Source organism: Thermoanaerobaculia bacterium, from assembly GCA_018057705.1.
GTDB lineage: Bacteria > Acidobacteriota > Thermoanaerobaculia > Multivoradales > JAGPDF01 > JAGPDF01.
This window is the reverse complement of record JAGPDF010000048.1, coordinates 18882-35372: the sequence shown is the minus strand read 5'-3', so window position 1 is coordinate 35372 and position 16491 is coordinate 18882. Positions and strand designations below refer to the sequence as shown.

Here is a 16491-nt window from a genome sequence, read left to right as displayed (position 1 = left end):
CCACCGAACGGGGGGCTTCAGCTTCCGCCCCCTGTCCCTTTCTCGCCATGGTCGACGTACTGGGAATAGAGCCCCCAGGAGGTGTCGACGATGCCCATTCCTCTCGCCACGAGGTGCCTGCTATCGCTCCTGCTTTGCGCCTGGTTCGCCCAGGCGGCCCCTTTGGTCGCCGCGGACGGCGATCTCGATACGGATTTCTGGGGCGACGGCAAGATGAGCTACTCGTCGGTCTACGACGGCACGTTTCGCGTCGGCAGTGTCCTCGCGGCGCCGGATGACCGCCTGGTCGTAGTCGCGGCGCGGCAGCGCGTCTCCGACCCCGGCGCGCTGTTCTGGCAGCGCGTCGGCGCGACGACGCTCTCGACGATCTGCAATTTCGAGCCCCCCGGGGGCGCCACCGGGGTGTGGGACGTCTATGGCGCCGTCGGTACCTTCGACGTCGCCGGCCGTCTGCTGATTGCCGGCACGGTCGAATACGGCGCCGGCAATCTGGTCGCTGTCGTGGCGCGGTTCCTCTATCCGAACTGCACGCTCGACACCGCCTTCGATGGCGACGGTTACGCCACCTTCGACCTGACACCGGAGGACGAGATCGCTACAGCGATCGACACCGACATCGCGGCGCGCGTTTACGTCGTCGGGGCCAAGGGCCTCGCCGACGCCGACCAGGAAATGCTCGTGATGCGGCTCCAATCCGACGGCGACCTCGATCCGACCTTCTCGGGCAACGGTTGGCTGACGCTCGACTCGCTCGGTCTCGCGCGGCAGGATCAGGCGATGGCGGTCACGGTCCAGGCAGATCACAAGCCGGTGGTCGCGGGCTACGCGAACGTCGCGACCGGCAACTTCGACGCGGTCGCGGTGCGGTTCACGCTCACGGGCGCGCTCGACTCGACCTTCTCGGGCGACGGGGTCGCCAGCGTCGACTTCGACCTCGGCGGGCTCTACGACACCGCCTACGAGGTCGCCTTCGACTTCGGCAGCGGCCGGCTGGCCCTCGGCGGCTCGGCCGACGCACCCGGGACGCGCCGCGCCTCGGTCGCCGTGCTGACCTCGAGCGGAGCGCTCGACACCGGCTTCTCCGGCGATGGCAAGTCCACCTTCCTGGTCGAAGGCTCCGACCAGTCGGCGTTGAGCGGTGTCGTCTTCGATGGTCTCGGACGACTGGTGGCGACCGGAATTGCCTACGACGGCGTCAGCGGACCGGCCGACTTCGCGATCGTCCGCCTGGCGCCCAACGGCGCGCTCGATTCCAACTTCGGGCCCAACGGCAGCGTCACGGTGCCGTTCGACCTCTCGGGCTCGACCTTCCACGACCAGGCGACGGCCATCGCGTTCCAGTCCGGGCGACCCGTCGTCGGCGGCCAGGTCCGCCACTCCGACGACCGCTTTCGCCCCGCGCTCGTTCGCCTCGAGACCGCGCTCGTCTTCGCCGACGGCTTCGACACCGGATCGACACTCGCCTGGCGCAGCTGGTACTGACGACCGCGAGAGGCGCTGTGACCAGCCGTGAGGGTGATACCGCCGTCTTCCGGCGCGTGGTCTTCACGGATAACCAGTCCGACCTGCGGGCCGGCCGAGTCGTCCAAGGGCGTACAAATCGAGAAGCTCGGCTGTGCCGCGGAGGAACGGCCCTGAGCTGCGGGCTCGCTTGACGTAAGATCGCCGCCTTGTTTCCAACTCTGGTAGGACCCATGGCGCCGGAGCGTAAGCGGCGGAGGGTCGGCGCCCGATGATCGGGCAACGCCTCGGCCCCTATGAGATCACCGCCAAGCTCGGCGAGGGCGGGATGGGGGAGGTCTATCGGGCGACCGACACCAAGCTCCGGCGCGAGGTGGCGATCAAGGTCCTCCCCGCTGCCTTCACCGCGGACAAGGAGCGCCTCGCCAGGTTCGAGCGCGAAGCGCAGCTCCTCGCGCAGCTCCATCATCCCAACATCGCCTCGATCTTCGGCCTCGAGGAGAGCGACGGCGTCAAGGCGCTCGTCATGGAGCTCGTCGACGGTCCGACCCTCGCCGAACGCCTCGAATCGGGGCCTCTTTCCTTTACCGAGAGCCTCTCTTTCGCCTTGCAGATTGCGCAAGCGCTCGAGGAGGCCCACGAAAAGGGGATCGTCCATCGCGATCTCAAGCCCCAGAACGTCAAGGCATCCAGTGAAGGAAAAGCCAAGGTCCTCGACTTCGGGTTGGCCAAGGCGATGGAGTCCAGTGCGGGCGGCAGTTCCGCGGCGGATCTCGCGCGCTCGCCGACGTTGATGCAGTCGCCGACCCTGACCGCTGCGCACGGGACCCAGCTCGGGGTGATCCTCGGTACGGCGGCGTACATGGCGCCGGAACAGGCGCGCGGGCTGACGGTCGACAAGCGCGCCGATATCTGGGCGTTCGGGGTCGTCCTCTTCGAAATGCTGACCGGCAAACGCCTCTTCGACGGCGAGACCGTTTCCGACACCTTGGCCGCGGTCCTGCGCCAGGAAATCGACTGGACGGCCCTGCCCGAAGCGACGCCGCCGGCCATCCGGCGCCTGCTGCGGCGCTGCCTCGCGCGCAGTCCGAAGAACAGGTTGCGCGACATCGGGGATGCGCGTCTCGTGTTGGATGAAGTCGCTTCGGGCCGAGCCGAAGAGAACGTGGTGGTTGGGAGCGTATCCGGAGCGTCCGAGGCGCGCCCGGCTCCGATGATGCGTCAGTGGCGCTGGCTGGCCCCGCTCCTCCTGCTCGGCGCGGGGCTTGGGGCGGTCACGACAAGCCTGCTCCTGCGCTCGCCGCAAGCCGAGATCAAGCGAGAGGTGCGCTTCCAGCTGACGCCGCCGAGTGAGCTGAGCCCGACGCGGCGCGGCAGCGGGTTCGAGCTCTCGCCGGACGGCCGCTTCCTGGTCATGTCGAACGCCACCGGAATCTGGGTCCGCGCGCTCGACGCGGTGGAGTCGCATCCGATCGCTCGGGTCGAAGGGCCGACCTATCCGTTCTGGTCGCCCGATGGAGCCTGGATCGGATTCTTCGCCGAAGGCCAGCTGCGGAAGATCCCCCGCGAAGGAGGTGCGGCACAGAAGATCTGCGACGCCGTGGAGGGTCGGGGTGGCTCCTGGAGTCCAGACGGCGTGATCGTCTTCAGTCAGAAGCAGGGAGTCGAGGGTCTGTCGCGGGTGGCTGCTCAGGGCGGCACGCCGGCACCGCTCACTCGGCCCGCGTCCGGGGAGGTGCAGGAGTATCACCGCTACCCACAGTTTCTCCCGGATGGACGGAGCTTTCTGTTCCAGGTCCTGACGGCCTCTGCCGAGCGGGCCGGGGTCTACGTCGGGAGCGTCGACGGCGCCGAGCCTCAGCGCGTGCTCGACGGCAGCGATCAGGCCCGATTCGCTCCTGCCACTCTTTCCGGGATCGACGACTCCGCTGGCTCTGATGCCTCCGCCGGCTCCGGATACCTTCTCTTCCGGCGCGGTACCGTTCTCATGGCGCAGGCGTTCGACAGCGTCCGGCGAAAGCTCTCGGGCGAGGCCATTCCCGTCGCCGACGGCGTGGGCATCGCGATGAACACCGGCACGGGGGCCTTCACACTCGCCTCGCACGAGATTCTGGCTTTCAGCAACTCGGGAGACGACGTCGTCGAGATCGTCTGGATGAATCGTGCCGGAGAGCGGCTCGCCGTCGTGAATCCGGACATTCGCGCTCTGCAGGGTTTGGGCCTGGCGCGTGGCGAGAAGCGCGTCGCCTATGGCTCCGGCGATCCTTCCGACATCTGGGTGCAGAACCTGCCGAGCGGCGAGCCTTCGCGGTTCACCTTCGGGCCCGCTCCGGGCTGGGCGAATCCGCTCTGGTCTCCGGACGGCGACGAACTGGTCTACACGACGTGGGATCTTTCCGGACTGCCGCAGTACGAGATGCGCCGCCGGCGCGCCGACCGCAGCCGGGCGGAGGAGACCTTGCTGCAGTCGAAGTCGGCCCTCTACAGCTGGGATTTTTCGCCGGATGGCCGATCGCTTCTCTTCGGCAGCAACACCTATGCCTCCTGGCTGCTGCCGCTCGCCGGCGATAAAAAGCCGGTGGAGTTCCTGCCCCCGGGCGGAGCGCAGCAGTACTTCCAGTTCTCGCCGGACGGTCGCTGGGTCGCCTACGCCAGCGACGTCCAGGGGCAGTTCGAAGTTTTCGTGACCTCGGTCCCGCCGAGCGGAGCGCTCTGGCAGATCTCGACCGGCGGCGGCTCCATGCCCCGCTGGCGCCGCGCCGACGGGCGAGAGCTCTACTTCCGCGCCAACGACGGCACCCTGATGGCCGTCGAGCTCGGCGCCGGCCCGGGCGCCAGCGCGATCGAAGAGCGCTCCGCGCCGCGGCCCCTCTTCGTCGGCATCCCGTCTTCGGGCAACACGCCGATCTTCACCTACGCCGCCGCCGGCGACGGTCAGCGATTCCTCGTCGCCGCCAGTCGCAGCAGCGAGCAGCCGCCGATCACGGTGGTGCTCCACTGGCAGCTCGCGCTGCGCAAGCGCGCCGCAGGCCGCCCGTGAACGGGTCCCGGTGATCGGTCAACGCCTCGGCCCCTTCGAGATCACCGCCAAGCTCGGTGAGGGCGGCATGGGCGAGGTCTACCGGGCGACCGACACTCGGCTCGACCGCCAGGTCGCGATCAAGGTCCTGCCTGCCGAATTCACCGAGGACAAGGAGCGCCTGGCGAGGTTCGAGCGCGAGGCGAAGCTCCTCGCGCAGCTTCATCACCCCAACATCGCCGCGATCTTCGGACTCGAAGAGTCCGGAGGAACGCGGGCGCTGGTCATGGAGCTCGTCGACGGCCCGACACTCGCCGAGCGGCTCGAGTCCAGGCCTCTCTCCTTTACCGAGAGCCTTTCTTTCGCGCTCCAGATCGCGCAAGCGCTCGAAGCGGCGCACGAGAAGGGGATCGTCCACAGAGATCTCAAACCACAGAACATCAAGGCCTCCGTCGAGGGCGAGGTCAAAGTCCTCGACTTCGGGCTCGCCAAGGCGATGGATGCGACCTCCGGCGCCGCCTCCGCGGCTGATTTCGCACGTTCTCCGACGATCATGAACTCGCCGACGCTGACGGCGGTGCACGGGACGCAGTTGGGCGTGATCCTCGGAACGGCGGCCTACATGGCGCCAGAGCAGGCGCGCGGCGTGGCGGTCGACAAGCGCGCCGACATCTGGGCGTTCGGTGTCGTGCTCTTCGAGATGCTGACCGGCCGCTCGCTCTTCGCCGGCGACACGGTGAGCGACACACTGGCCGGGGTGCTCAAGACTGAGATCGATCTTTCACAGTTGCCAGCGGGGACGCCGGCAGCGATCCGGATGCTGCTGCGCCGCTGCCTCGAGCGCAATCCGAAGAACCGGCTGCGCGACATCGGCGACGCGCGGCTGGTGCTGGCCGAAGCGATCGCGAGCCCGGAGGTCGTGGCCGCGCCGCTCGCCGCCGAGCGCCGCGCCCTTCCGCGGTCGCGCGCGGTGGCCGCGGTCGCTGGCGTCGCGGCGATCGCCGCGATCGCCGCGATCGCCGGGGCGGCTTGGATGCTGGGGCGTGCGTCGCGCAGCGAGGTGGCGAAAGACGATCGCAGGGAGGTCACGCAGGTCGAGCTCTCGCTGCCGGCGGGGGTCGACCTGGTGACGCGAGTCCCGGCCGGTCTCGCAGTCTCGCCGGACGGACGGACGATCGCGATGATCGGCTTCCGCGAGGGTCAGCGAAGGCTCTACGTTCGCCGGCTGGACCGACCCGAGGCGACCGAGATCAAGGCCTCGTCGGGCGTCAACGCCCTGACCTTCTCACCGGACGGCCAGAGCATCGCCTTCGTCCCGGGAGGCTCGCGCGTCGTGCGCCTCGCGCTCGCGGACCAGCAGGGCGCGGTGCTCGCGACCTGTGCCGACCTGCGCAACAGCGTCGCCTGGGGCGAGGGCTGGATCTATTACCTCTGCGCCGGCGAGATCTGGCGCGTGCCCGCCGCTGGCGGCGAGCCCGCGCAGCTGACGCGGCTCGACGGCGCGCGCCACGAGGTGTTGCACACCGACCCGGTCGAGCTGCCCGGCGGGCGCCGCCTGCTCTTCGCGAATCTCACGGAGCACGCCGAGACGTCCCGAATCGAGTCGCTGTCGCTCACCGGCGGTGAGCGGTCCGTGGTCGTCGAGAATGCGTCCACCCCCATGCTGTCGGCGACCGGGCACCTGCTCTTCGAGCGCGACGGAGCGGTCTGGGCCATGGCCTTCGACACCGAGCGCGCGGTCGTTTCGGGGCGGGCCACGGAGGTCCTGCCGGCGTCGTCGCTCGCCGCGCCGCTTTACGGATCCCTTGGCTACCGGCTGTCGCCCGCCGGCACGCTCCTCTACATGCCGCGGGAGTTCGACGAGAAGCGCGCGGTCTCGGTGGGGCGCGACGGCAGCGAGCGCGCCCTCGACCTCCCGCCCGGAGCGTATGGGCTGCCGCGGGTGTCCGGAGATGGCCGCCGGCTGCTACTCGAGGGGTCGCGCACCCTCGAGGCGCTCGACTTCGAACGCGGGACGCGCACCCGGATTGCGGGCGGGACGTTTGGCACGAGCTTCGCGATCTGGAGCGCCGACGACCAGCGGATCCTCCTGCGCCTTCAGACCGTGCCGCGATGGGTGGCGGCCGACGGCAGCGGCCGTGGGGGTGCACTGCCGGGCGCGACAATCAACGACTACCCATCCGCGCCGGGGCCCGATCCCGACTCGCTGGTAACCGTGCGAATTCGGCCCGAGACGGCGGGCGACATCCTGCTCACTTCGATCGGTGGCGCCTTCGAGCCGCGGACCTTGATCGCGACGCCGGCCTACGAAGGCGGGCCGGAGCTCTCGCCGGACGGGCGCTGGCTCGTCTACCAGTCGAACGCATCGGGCGAGCCCGAGATCTACGTGCGGGCCTATCCGGCCCTCGATCGCGCCTGGCAGGTTTCCGAGGGCGGCGGCTCCCAGACGCGGTGGAGCCGCGACGGCCGCGAGATCTACTACCGCGGCGCGGGACAGGTGATGGCGGCGACCTTCGACGGCAGCTCGGCGGAGCCTCGTCTGGGCCGGCCGACGTCGCTCTTCGCCGACGAGTACGACTTCGGGCCGGGCATCACGACGCCGAACTACGACGTCACCCGCGACGGCCGCTTCATCTTCCTGCGCCGGACTCCGGACTCCGGACGCCTGCAAGTGGTCCTTCACTGGTTCCCGGAGCTCGAGCGGCGGCTCGCTGAAAGCAAGGCTCGTTGAAGTACGGTGCGGTGATCGGTCCCCCATGACCGGGCAACGGCTCGGCCCTACGAGATCACCGCCAAGCTCGGCGAGGGCGGCATGGGCGAGGTCTATCGTGCGACCGACACCAGGCTCGATCGCCAGGTTGCGATCAAGGTCCTGCCTGCCTAGTTCACCGAGGACAAGGATCGCCTCGCGAGGTTTGAGCGCGAAGGTCCTTGGCGCCACCCCTTTTCGCTGGTCGGTCGGAAGCGGGACGACCTGCCTCTGGGGCTCGCGCGAGACGACCTCTTGCTGTGAGCATGTTAGCATGCGCCTATGAGTCATCGATTGCAGGTTCTCATTCCAGAGAGTCTCGAAGCGCGGCTGGCCAAGGCGGCGGCGCGAAGGCGGCTCTCCAAGGGCGAATGGGTCCGGCGTGCCATTGAGCAGGCGTTGACCGAAGGGCCTCGCGAGCCCGATCCGCTGGAGCGCCTCGCCGCGCTCGGTGGTCCGACTGCGGACATCGATCAGATGCTGGCGGAGATCGAAACGGGCCGCGGATGAAGGTCTTCGTCGATTCGAACGTGCCGATGTACGTGGCAGGGAGGGATCACCCGCTGCGCGAGCCGGCGCTGCGATTCCTCGCGCGGGTGCGCACCGGCGAGGTCGAGGCGTATACGTCGACCGAGGTGCTCCAGGAGATTCTCTACCGCTACTTCGGCCTCCGGCGCGCCGACCTCGCGCACGAGGTCTACGAGCTCTTCGTGCAGCTCTGCCCGGTCGTCCTGCCGGTGACGCTGGCGGATACGGATCGGGCACGCGCGCTGCTGCGCACGGTCGAGGGCCTCTCGGTGCGCGACGCTGTCCATGCCGGCGTGGCGCTCAACCACGACATCCCGCGCATCGCCTCGTTCGACCGCGGCTTCGAGCGCGTCGCCGGTCTCGAGCGCCTGCCGCTGGAGAGCGGCGCGTGATGTGGATCGCGCCGGCATGACGCTCTCCTCGGGCACCCGCCTCGGCCAGTACGAGATCACCGCCAAGCTGGGCGAGGGCGGTATGGGGGAGGTCTACCGGGCGACCGACACCCGGCTCGATCGCCAGGTCGCGATCAAGGTCCTGCCTGCCGAATTCACCGAGGACAAGGAGCGCCTGGCGAGATTCGAGCGCGAAGCGAAGCTCCTCGCCCAGCTCCATCATCCGAACATCGCCTCGATCTTCGGCCTCGAAGAGTCGGACGGAACACGCGCGCTCGTCATGGAACTCGTCGACGGGCTGACGCTCGCCGAGCGCCTCGAGTCCGGCGCCTTTGCCATTGCCGAGAGCCTTTCTGTCGCGCTCCAGATTGCGCAGGCGCTCGAAGAGGCGCACGAGAAGGGGATCGTTCACCGGGACTTGAAGCCCCAGAACATAAAGGCCTCCATAGAGGGAAAGGTCAAAGTCCTCGACTTCGGGCTCGCCAAGGCCATGGATCCTTCGGCCGGGTCGGCTGCGTCGGCCGCGGATCTCGCGCGCTCGCCGACGCTGATGCAGTCGCCGACCCTGACGGCGGCGCACGGGACGCAGCTGGGGGTGATCCTCGGCACGGCGGCGTACATGGCGCCGGAGCAGGCGCGTGGCGTAACGGTCGACAAGCGGGCGGACATCTGGGCCTTCGGCGTCGTGCTCTACGAGATGCTGGTCGGCCGCTCGCTCTTCGCCGGCGACACCGTGACCGACACACTCGCCGGCGTGCTCAAGACCGAGATCGATTTCTCGAAGCTGCCGGAGTCGACGCCGCCGGCGATCCGGCAGCTCCTGCGCCGCTGCCTCGAGCGCAACCCGAAGAACCGCCTGCACGACATCGCCGATGCGCGGATCGTGCTCGAGGAGCAGCTGCGCGGCGAGGGAGCAACCGAACCGGCGCGGATGGTCGAGGTTCCGCCGCGCGGCGCGTCGCGCCGCGAACAGATGGCCTGGTCCGTCGCGCTCCTCGCCGGGTGCGCGGCGGTGGCCACGTTCGTTCTGCGCCAGCAGGCCCCGGACCGCGCCGCCGGCACAGCGACCCAGGTGACCCGCTTCGCCGTCGTCCCCGAGGAGAAGGGGAGCCTGCAGGGCTTTCCCGCGCTGTCGCCCGACGGCCGCACGATGATTTTCTCGCTCCGGCCGGACGAAGGGCCCGCCATACTCTGGGCGCACTCCTTCGAAAGCGGCGCGAGCCGGACGCTCGCCGGGACGACAGGCGCCCAGCAGCCGTTCTGGTCTCCGGACGGCAAGAAGCTCGCTTTTTTCGCCGGCGGTCAGTTGAAGCGCCTCGATCTCGCGACCGGTCTCTCCCAGACCGTGGTCCCGGCTTCGGATCCGCGCGGCGGCAGCTGGAGCGACGACGGCGAGATCTACTACTCGTCCGGCGCGTCGTCGGCGCTCTCGCAGGTTTCGGCCTCTTCGGGACCGAGCCATCGGGCGACCGAACTCGATTCGAGTCGCGGCGAGCAAAGCCATCGCTTCCCCCTGGCCTTGCCTGGCGGTGCGCTCATCTACACCTGCTTCGGTAACGACGAGATTGCGGGAATCTACTGGCGCGGCCCGGCGGGCACGCCGGCACGACGCATCCTGCCGGAGGTCTCGCGCGCCTCTTACGACCGGCGCGGTTACCTGCTCTGGGTCCATGATGGATCGCTCGTCGCGCAGCGTTTCGACCCGGCCAACGGAACGCTCTCGGGAGAGATCAGCCCGCTTGCCGCGCAGATCGGCGCCGAAGAGCAGGCGGCGGCCGAGGACTGGTACTCCGTCTCGGCCTCGGGAACGATCGCCCTGCGCCACGGCGCGCGGGAGAGCACCGAGCTCGCCTGGTTCGATCGCCGCGGAGCGCCGCTCGCCGCCGTCACCTCTGCGGCGAGATTGATGGAGCCCGCGCTCTCGCCGGACGGCCGGCAGGTCGCGGTCCAGACGGTAACGGCCGGAGAGAAGGGCCAGCTCTGGATCTTCGACGCCGCCGGTCTCGACCAGGGCCGGCGGCTCACCTTCGATGCCGGTGGCGAGACTCCTGTCTGGTCTCCCGATGGACGAGCGATTGCCTACACGTCGCCCCGCACCAGCGGATGGGCGGTCTTCCGCAAGTCCTCGGACGGGAGCGGCGCCGAGGAGCTGCTCTTCGAATCGGGCGTCGGTTGCTGGGTCGACTCCTGGTTTCCCGACGGGAAGAGTCTGCTGATCGAGCGCTACGACCCGGATCGCGGCGCCGACCTCTGGATCCTGCCGCTCGACGGGTCGAAGAAGGCGGTGCCGTTCCTCGAAGGCCGCGCCAACGAGGCGCATGCAGCCGTCTCTCCGGACGGGAAGCTGGTCGCCTACGTCTCGGACGACGGCGGTGTCGGGCAGGTCTTTGTGCGTGCTGTCGCAAGTGCGGGAGGCAACTGGCAGGTCTCGCGGGATGGCGGCGACTGGCCGCACTGGCGCGCCGACGGCAAGGAGCTCTACTTCGCCGGACACGACCGCGTTCTCAGGGCGGTGCCGGTCACGAGCACCGATCCGTTCTCGTTCGCTACACCGATCGCGCTCTTCCGGCTGCGCACCCCCGAGCCGAAAGTGACCTCGAACAGGACCTACTTCAGCCCCGCTCCCGACGGGCAGCGCTTCCTGGTCAATCAGTTGGTCGGTGAAGGGGGCGGGGCGCGGATCGAGGTGGTCATGAACTGGTCGCCGCCCCCGGAGTCGCGATAATCGTGGTGCCCGGTCCCTGGCTCCATCGATCTGTTGCCCTGCCTATTTCCCGGTGGGACTCCAGACGCGGAACGACTCGACCGTAGCCGACGGCTGGCGGGGAGTCCCGTTCCAGGCCGCCACTTCATCTTTCGGAGTGTCGCGCTCGCGAGCGGCCCTCCAGCCGAGCGCGGCTTCGGCGGGGGAGGAGCGCAGGGGACCCGCCGCGCTGCAAGCGCAGGCAACCTGGTACAGGGTCCGACGCGTCATGCCATCGAAGCGCCCGATTTCGACGAGGACCGCCTTCTCCGGCGGAAACCTGCAGAACGGACAGGGGTCGTTCGAAAGCGTGATGGCGGGCAACATCGTTCGGCGGGTTTCCACGGTCTCCTCCTTGGCGACGCTCCTTCTCGTCCCTTGGAAGATATCGGCGTCGCCCTCTTTCTCCGGAGCGGCACTGCGACGATCCCGTAGCACCTGGTGTCGCGGTCGGGTTCGCGAGAGGTCTCTCTGCGAGCCGACAAACTTGAAGGCGTTGAAGTATGAGCGTTCGAGGATCAGGTTTCAGTGCGACAGTTCTGTGACAGAGCGCTCGGGCGAGCCCGCCGCGGTGCGAACGCCTGATAGAAAGGAATCTCCGCAACGGTTTTCCTGTACCGAGCCCGGCCCCTGGTTCGTGCGCTCGATGGCGGGATGCATCGGCCGAGGCGAGAAGGGAGAGATGGCTATGTCAGGTGCCTCAGGTCTGCCGGAGGAGCCCACGCTGAAAGCCTTCATCCGACGCGAGCTCGAACGGTTCCCTTTGTACAACCACCATCGCGAGGAGCTGCGAGACGCCAGAACGCGGTGGTGGTTCACGATCGATCGAGGGGGCGAGCTCGGCCCCCGTGATCTCCAGTCCTCCCCCCCAACCGAATAACCGGCTCATCTCACCCGGCGCCCGACGCGGAGCCTGCGCAGAGCGCTTCGCCCCGCGCACGGCATGCTGCGCCGCTCGTCAACCCTTCGCGCGCACGATCCGTTCGAAGCGCACTCCGCGCACGATTTCGTAAGGGTCGGGAATCGCCGAGAGCGCAAAGCCGTCGACGTGGCCGCTGGCGTCGCGTGTCATCGCCAGTCCGATCCTGGCGCAGCTCTCCGGCCCGCCGGGGACCAGGCGGAAAAGATCGCGTTCGATCGGCTGAAGGGGGCAGGGCGTCACGGCTCCGTCGCGATGCACCACCAGTACCTCGCCCTCGCGCGCGAACCGCCAGCGCGTGGCGAGCTCGTCGCTCACGAACTCGCCGAGATACTCCTCGAGCTCAGCGGGCGCCGGGCGCCAGAGCCCCGTCCAGACAGTTCGCACGAGCACCTCGGGCTCGTCCTCGGTGCGCAAGGTGAGACGACGCGGTGCCCCCTCCGGCTGCGTGAACTCATAGGTCAGCGATTCCCCGTCGGCGTAGCGATCCGCGGCGAGACGCGTGAGCGGGATCAGGGAACCGTCGAGCTCCTCGTGCAGGACGCCGTCCACGGCGATCATGTGCACGACGTTCCACCTGTCGTCGATGGGCCGATACCAGCCGGCATCGCGCGCGAGCTCGTCGGCGGGAGAACGCCTGGGGGAAGACGGCAGCGTCTCCGCGGCGACGGGTGCCAGGCTGTCGGCGACGAGCAGCGCGGCGACCTCGCGCGCGAGGCGCCCGGGGTGCGCTGGCAGCAGGTTGCAGAGCACCGTCACCGCCAGACGCTGGTCGGGAAGGCGAAGGATCTCGGTCGCGAAGCCGCCGCCCGAACCGCCGCGAGCGATCGTGCGCAGGCCGCGCCAGCTGCCGTGGCGAAGGCCGTAAGCATAGGGTCCCGGTTCGCCCGATGGGAGCCGCGGACGCGCCAGCATGCGATCGATCGCCTCGCGCCCGCCGACCTCGGCGGTCACGAAATTGCGCTCCCAGCGGGCGAGGTCGTCGACCGAGCTGTAGACGTTGCTGCCGCCCACGAGCGTGCTGCCCGGGAAGCGCACGCCGAAGCCGCCTGCGCTCTGTGTGTAGGCGAAGGCGCGGCCCGGGATCGGTCGCCCGCGCCGGTCGTGCAGCCGGGTAGAGGTCATTCCCAGCGGCCGCCAGATCGAGCGCTCGAGCAGGTCGCCCAACGGTTCGTTCGTCACGTGTTCGAGGACGAGCGCGAGCACCGAGTAGTCGCTGTGGCTGTACTCGTGGCGCGTGCCAGGCCGGAAGTTGAGTCCCCTCTGACGCGCGAGCAGCGCCAGCAGGCCGTCCATGTCGCGGGCCGCACGGCCGGCGAGCAGCCCGAGCGTGCCCTCGTCGCGCAGGCCGCTGGTATGGACGAGCAGGTCGCGGACGCGGATCGGGGGCACGGAAGGATCGAGCTCCGGTACGAAGCGGCGTACGTCGGCTTCGAGGTCGAGTCGCCCGCTGCGTTCCAGCATGAGCGCCGTGAGCGCCGTGAACTGCTTGCCGACCGAACCCAGGTTGAAGGTGGTGGTGGACGTGATCGGGAGATTCGATTCGAGGTTTGCGCGCCCGTAGCCCCGGGCGACGATCGGCTCGCCGTCGCGCACCACGCCGACCGCACAGCCGGGACGGTCGGCCCCGGAGTGCTCCGCGAAGAGCGCGTCGATCCGGGCGTCGAGGTCCGGCGGGATGGGCGCGGCCACCGCCGGCGAGATCGCGACCGCGAAGAGGACGGCAGTGGCAACGCCAGGGGAGCAACGCAACGATGGATGACGCTCGGCTGTGCTCGAAGGGCGCATGGCGAGTCCTCGCGGACGGCGGGTGAGAGTTGTGGTCGCACCTTACAGAACGGACTCGCGAGCTCGAACGTGACAGCGGGAGGTCTCTTGCCCCTTGGTGAAGATCGCCATCGGAGCGGCTCGGCGGTGGCACGGTTGGCCTAGGATCCGGTCGGGAGATCCCCGTCCATGCTACGCACCTACCTGCGCCGTCCCGGTGAGAGTCTCGATTGAGCGCTTCCGCGCCGCCTGAGTCGGTATCGCCACCGCGTCGCGGCGTTCGTCCGCGGCGGATACTCGGAGGGCTTGTCGCGGCCTGGGTTCTCTACGTCGCCGGTTTCGAGGTGGCGGTGCGCTCCGGTGTCGCCGAACGCATTCTGAATCGCCGCCCGCACAAACTCGCGGTCGCCTTCGACTCGGCGCACTCCTGGTTCCCCTTCTGGGCGACGGCTTCCGGAATCGAGGCGCGTGGCCAGGCGCCGCGCCTACGCTGGCGAGCGCACGTCGACCAGGCCTCGGGCTGGCTGGTCCCCTGGCGCCTCGCCTCCCGGCGCCTGAGGCTTGCGGGGGTGAAGGCGGCGGGCGTCGAGTTCAGCCTGTTGCGCGAGCCCCTTCAGGCACCCTTTCCGGAAGCGAACGCCCCGGAATCTCAGCCGGAGGCCTCGCCATCCCTGCCCGCGCCAGCGCCGGCGGAGTCGTCGCAGCCCCCATCGGCGGTCCCTGGCGAGCGCGCGCTCTCGGCTCTGGCTCCGGCACCTGCAGCGCCTTTGGCGCGGGCAGCGTTCGACCTCGACCTCGCGTTGCCGGTCATTGCGCCGCTCGCGCCGCCGCCGCCGGGGCCGGCGGTCGCTCCGCGGTGGACGGTCGAGATCGCCGGCTATGACGCGACAGGCGTGCGCGAGATCTGGATGGATCGCTTTCGGATCACCACCACGGCGAAGGCTACCGGCGCGCTCACGCTCCATCTGCCGACCCGGGAGATCGAGCTTCTCGGCACCGCCTTGGAATTCCGCGACAGCACCCTCCACGCTGGCGATCTGATCCTCGGCGAAGCGCTGGCCGGCAAGGGCGACCTCGCGGTCGCGCGCTATCCCTATCAGGAGGATCGCGGACTGGCGACGCTCGCTCACGTCACCGCCGCCGTCCAGGTGTCGGGCCGGGTGTCGGGCGGCCGCTTCTGGTTCGCGTCGTTGCCGCCCCAGGCCTGGCTGCAGCTCGACGACGACACGGCCGAGATCTCCGGCGAGATCCGCCTCGTCGAGGGCGCCCTTCAGCCCGGCACGAAGGTCGAGTTCCGTCAGGACGACTACGCGGCGCGGGCGTTCGAGTTCCATGTCACGGGCGACGTCCTGGGCAGCTTCGAGGTGTCGAGCGACGAACACGGAAGCAAGGCGGAGGGGCGGGTGAACCTCCGGCAGTTCGGCATCCGGCGCAGCGCGGCGGAGCAGCCCGACATCGTCGGCGACGGCCTGGTCGTGGTGGCCACGACGCGCGACCTGCAGCTTTCAGAGCTCGCCAGCCTCGAGGCTTCGGCGAAGCTCGACCTCGGCCAGGCGCGGGTGCCGGACCTCGCAACGCTCTCCGGCCTCATGCCGCCTTCAGCGGGAGTGGCGCTGGTCGGCGGCTCCGGGCGGGCCGAAGGCGCGTTCGACCTCGAGCTGCCGGCGCTCGCCGGCCGCGGCGCAATCCAGATCGCTCTCGACGACGTCCAGGTGCGCTATGGAGAACTCGACCTCCACGGGCGCATGCAGATCGATCTCGCCCTCGCCACGGCGTCCCTGCCCGAGGGTCGGTTCGATCTCGCCGGCACGAGCATCGCGCTCACCGAGTTCCAGAGCCCACAGTTGGCGGGCGACGAGCCGCCCGTCGCAGCGCCTAAGGCCCCGGGGGGCAGCACCGGCTGGTGGGCGCGGATCGAGCTGCCCGAGGGGGAGATCGACCTGCCACCCGGATCCGCGGCGAGCGGCCACCTGCGCGTCCGGCTCCGCGACTCCGTGCCCTTCATCGGGCTTTTCGAGACCCGCCGCAACCTGCCGCGGTGGGTCGAGCGCCTGCTCACCGTGCGCGACCTGCAGGCCGAATCGGGATTCGCCTACGCGGGCGAGACTTTCACTCTCGACGAGTTCAGCATGCCCTTCAAGAAGGCCACGATCCGCGCCCGCGTCCGCTTCGGCGCCGAGCACAAGACCGGCATCCTGCTCGTCGGCTGGCGGAAACTGGGATTGGGAGTCCGATTCGATGATGAACGCCGGCGGATGAAGCTGCTCGGGGCTCGCAACTGGTACGCGGCGCAGGGGCTCGATCTCTCCACGAGCGAGTCGGAAGTGGATCCTGCGGGGAGCTTCTCCGAGGAGGCGCTCGCCTCGGTCTCTTTCTCGGGTCTCGCGGCGGAACCCCTGTCGCTCGCCGATTCCGAGCTCGCCGAGCTCGATGCCGACGACGGGATCGAAGCCGCCCCGGCGCCGTTCGAGATCGTCCCCGGCAGCATCGCGCGCGGCGATCTCGATGGCGACGGGCGGGAGGAGGCGGCCGTCCTCCTCGCTCGGAGCGGAGTCGGCGAGGGGCCGACCCTCTTTCTGGCGGCTCTCGAGGATCGAAACGGGCGGCCCGAGAACGTGGCGACGCTGCCTCTCGGGGCGCGTCCGGCGGTCGGCCGGCTGCGCATCGAGGGCGGTCGAATCGTCTTCGATCCGCCGGCGACCAGCGCCGCGGAGTCTGCGACGGTGCCCGAGCCCCGGGAGCCCCTCGAGGGCGAAGAGCCGCCTCCGGTGGCGCCGCCCGAAGCCGTGTCGCCGCCGGTTCCGGCGCCCGAGCTCTGGCGTCTTTCCGGCAAGGAGCTGCTCGCCGTGCCGACACCAGCGAGCCCGCAAACTGAGCCGACGGCCACACCCTAGGCAGGTGCTTCCATCGTCA

9 protein-coding genes are annotated in these 16491 nt (G+C 69.5%); 7 read left to right on the top strand and 2 right to left on the bottom strand.

Annotation, left to right across the window (positions count from 1 at the left end):
• Positions 1-90 precede the first annotated feature (90 nt).
• The 6 genes from KBI44_14440 to KBI44_14415 all read left to right on the top strand — a co-directional run bounded on the left by KBI44_14440 (position 91) and on the right by KBI44_14415 (position 10874).
• Entirely contained in the window at positions 91-1482 is a 1392-nt protein-coding gene (locus KBI44_14440; protein MBP9145681.1) for a hypothetical protein, read from the top strand.
• 250 nt (positions 1483-1732) lie between these two features.
• Positions 1733-4501 carry a serine/threonine-protein kinase gene (locus KBI44_14435; protein MBP9145680.1) on the top strand — a complete coding sequence of 923 codons (2769 nt, stop codon included), beginning with the start codon at positions 1733-1735 and terminating at the stop codon, positions 4499-4501.
• Positions 4502-4511: 10 nt separating this feature from the next.
• A complete protein-coding gene (locus KBI44_14430) occupies positions 4512-7211 on the top strand; it encodes a protein kinase (protein ID MBP9145679.1) in 2700 nt (899 codons plus the stop codon).
• A 300-nt stretch (positions 7212-7511) separates the two neighbouring features.
• Positions 7512-7739 carry a ribbon-helix-helix protein, CopG family gene (locus tag KBI44_14425; GenBank protein MBP9145678.1) on the top strand — a complete coding sequence of 76 codons (228 nt, stop codon included), beginning with the start codon at positions 7512-7514 and terminating at the stop codon, positions 7737-7739.
• A complete protein-coding gene (locus KBI44_14420; GenBank protein MBP9145677.1) occupies positions 7736-8149 on the top strand; it encodes a type II toxin-antitoxin system VapC family toxin in 414 nt (137 codons plus the stop codon). Before KBI44_14425 ends, KBI44_14420 begins: the two co-directional genes overlap by 4 nt.
• 16 nt (positions 8150-8165) lie before the next feature.
• A complete protein-coding gene (locus KBI44_14415) occupies positions 8166-10874 on the top strand; it encodes a serine/threonine-protein kinase (GenBank protein ID MBP9145676.1) in 2709 nt (902 codons plus the stop codon).
• 42 nt (positions 10875-10916) lie between these two features.
• Here KBI44_14415 and KBI44_14410 read toward each other — a convergent pair whose 3' ends face one another.
• On the bottom strand, positions 10917-11237 hold the full coding sequence (locus KBI44_14410) for a hypothetical protein (protein ID MBP9145675.1): 321 nt from the start codon (positions 11235-11237) through the stop codon (positions 10917-10919).
• Positions 11238-11850: 613 nt separating this feature from the next.
• Positions 11851-13563 (bottom strand): beta-lactamase family protein, encoded by a 1713-nt coding sequence (locus KBI44_14405; protein ID MBP9145674.1) that lies wholly within the window; start codon positions 13561-13563, stop codon positions 11851-11853.
• Positions 13564-13808: 245 nt separating this feature from the next.
• Here KBI44_14405 and KBI44_14400 point away from each other — a divergent pair, with 245 nt between their 5' ends.
• Positions 13809-16472: a hypothetical protein gene (locus KBI44_14400; GenBank protein MBP9145673.1), complete on the top strand. Its 2664-nt coding sequence runs from the start codon at positions 13809-13811 to the stop codon at positions 16470-16472.
• The last annotated feature ends 19 nt before the right edge of the window (positions 16473-16491 follow it).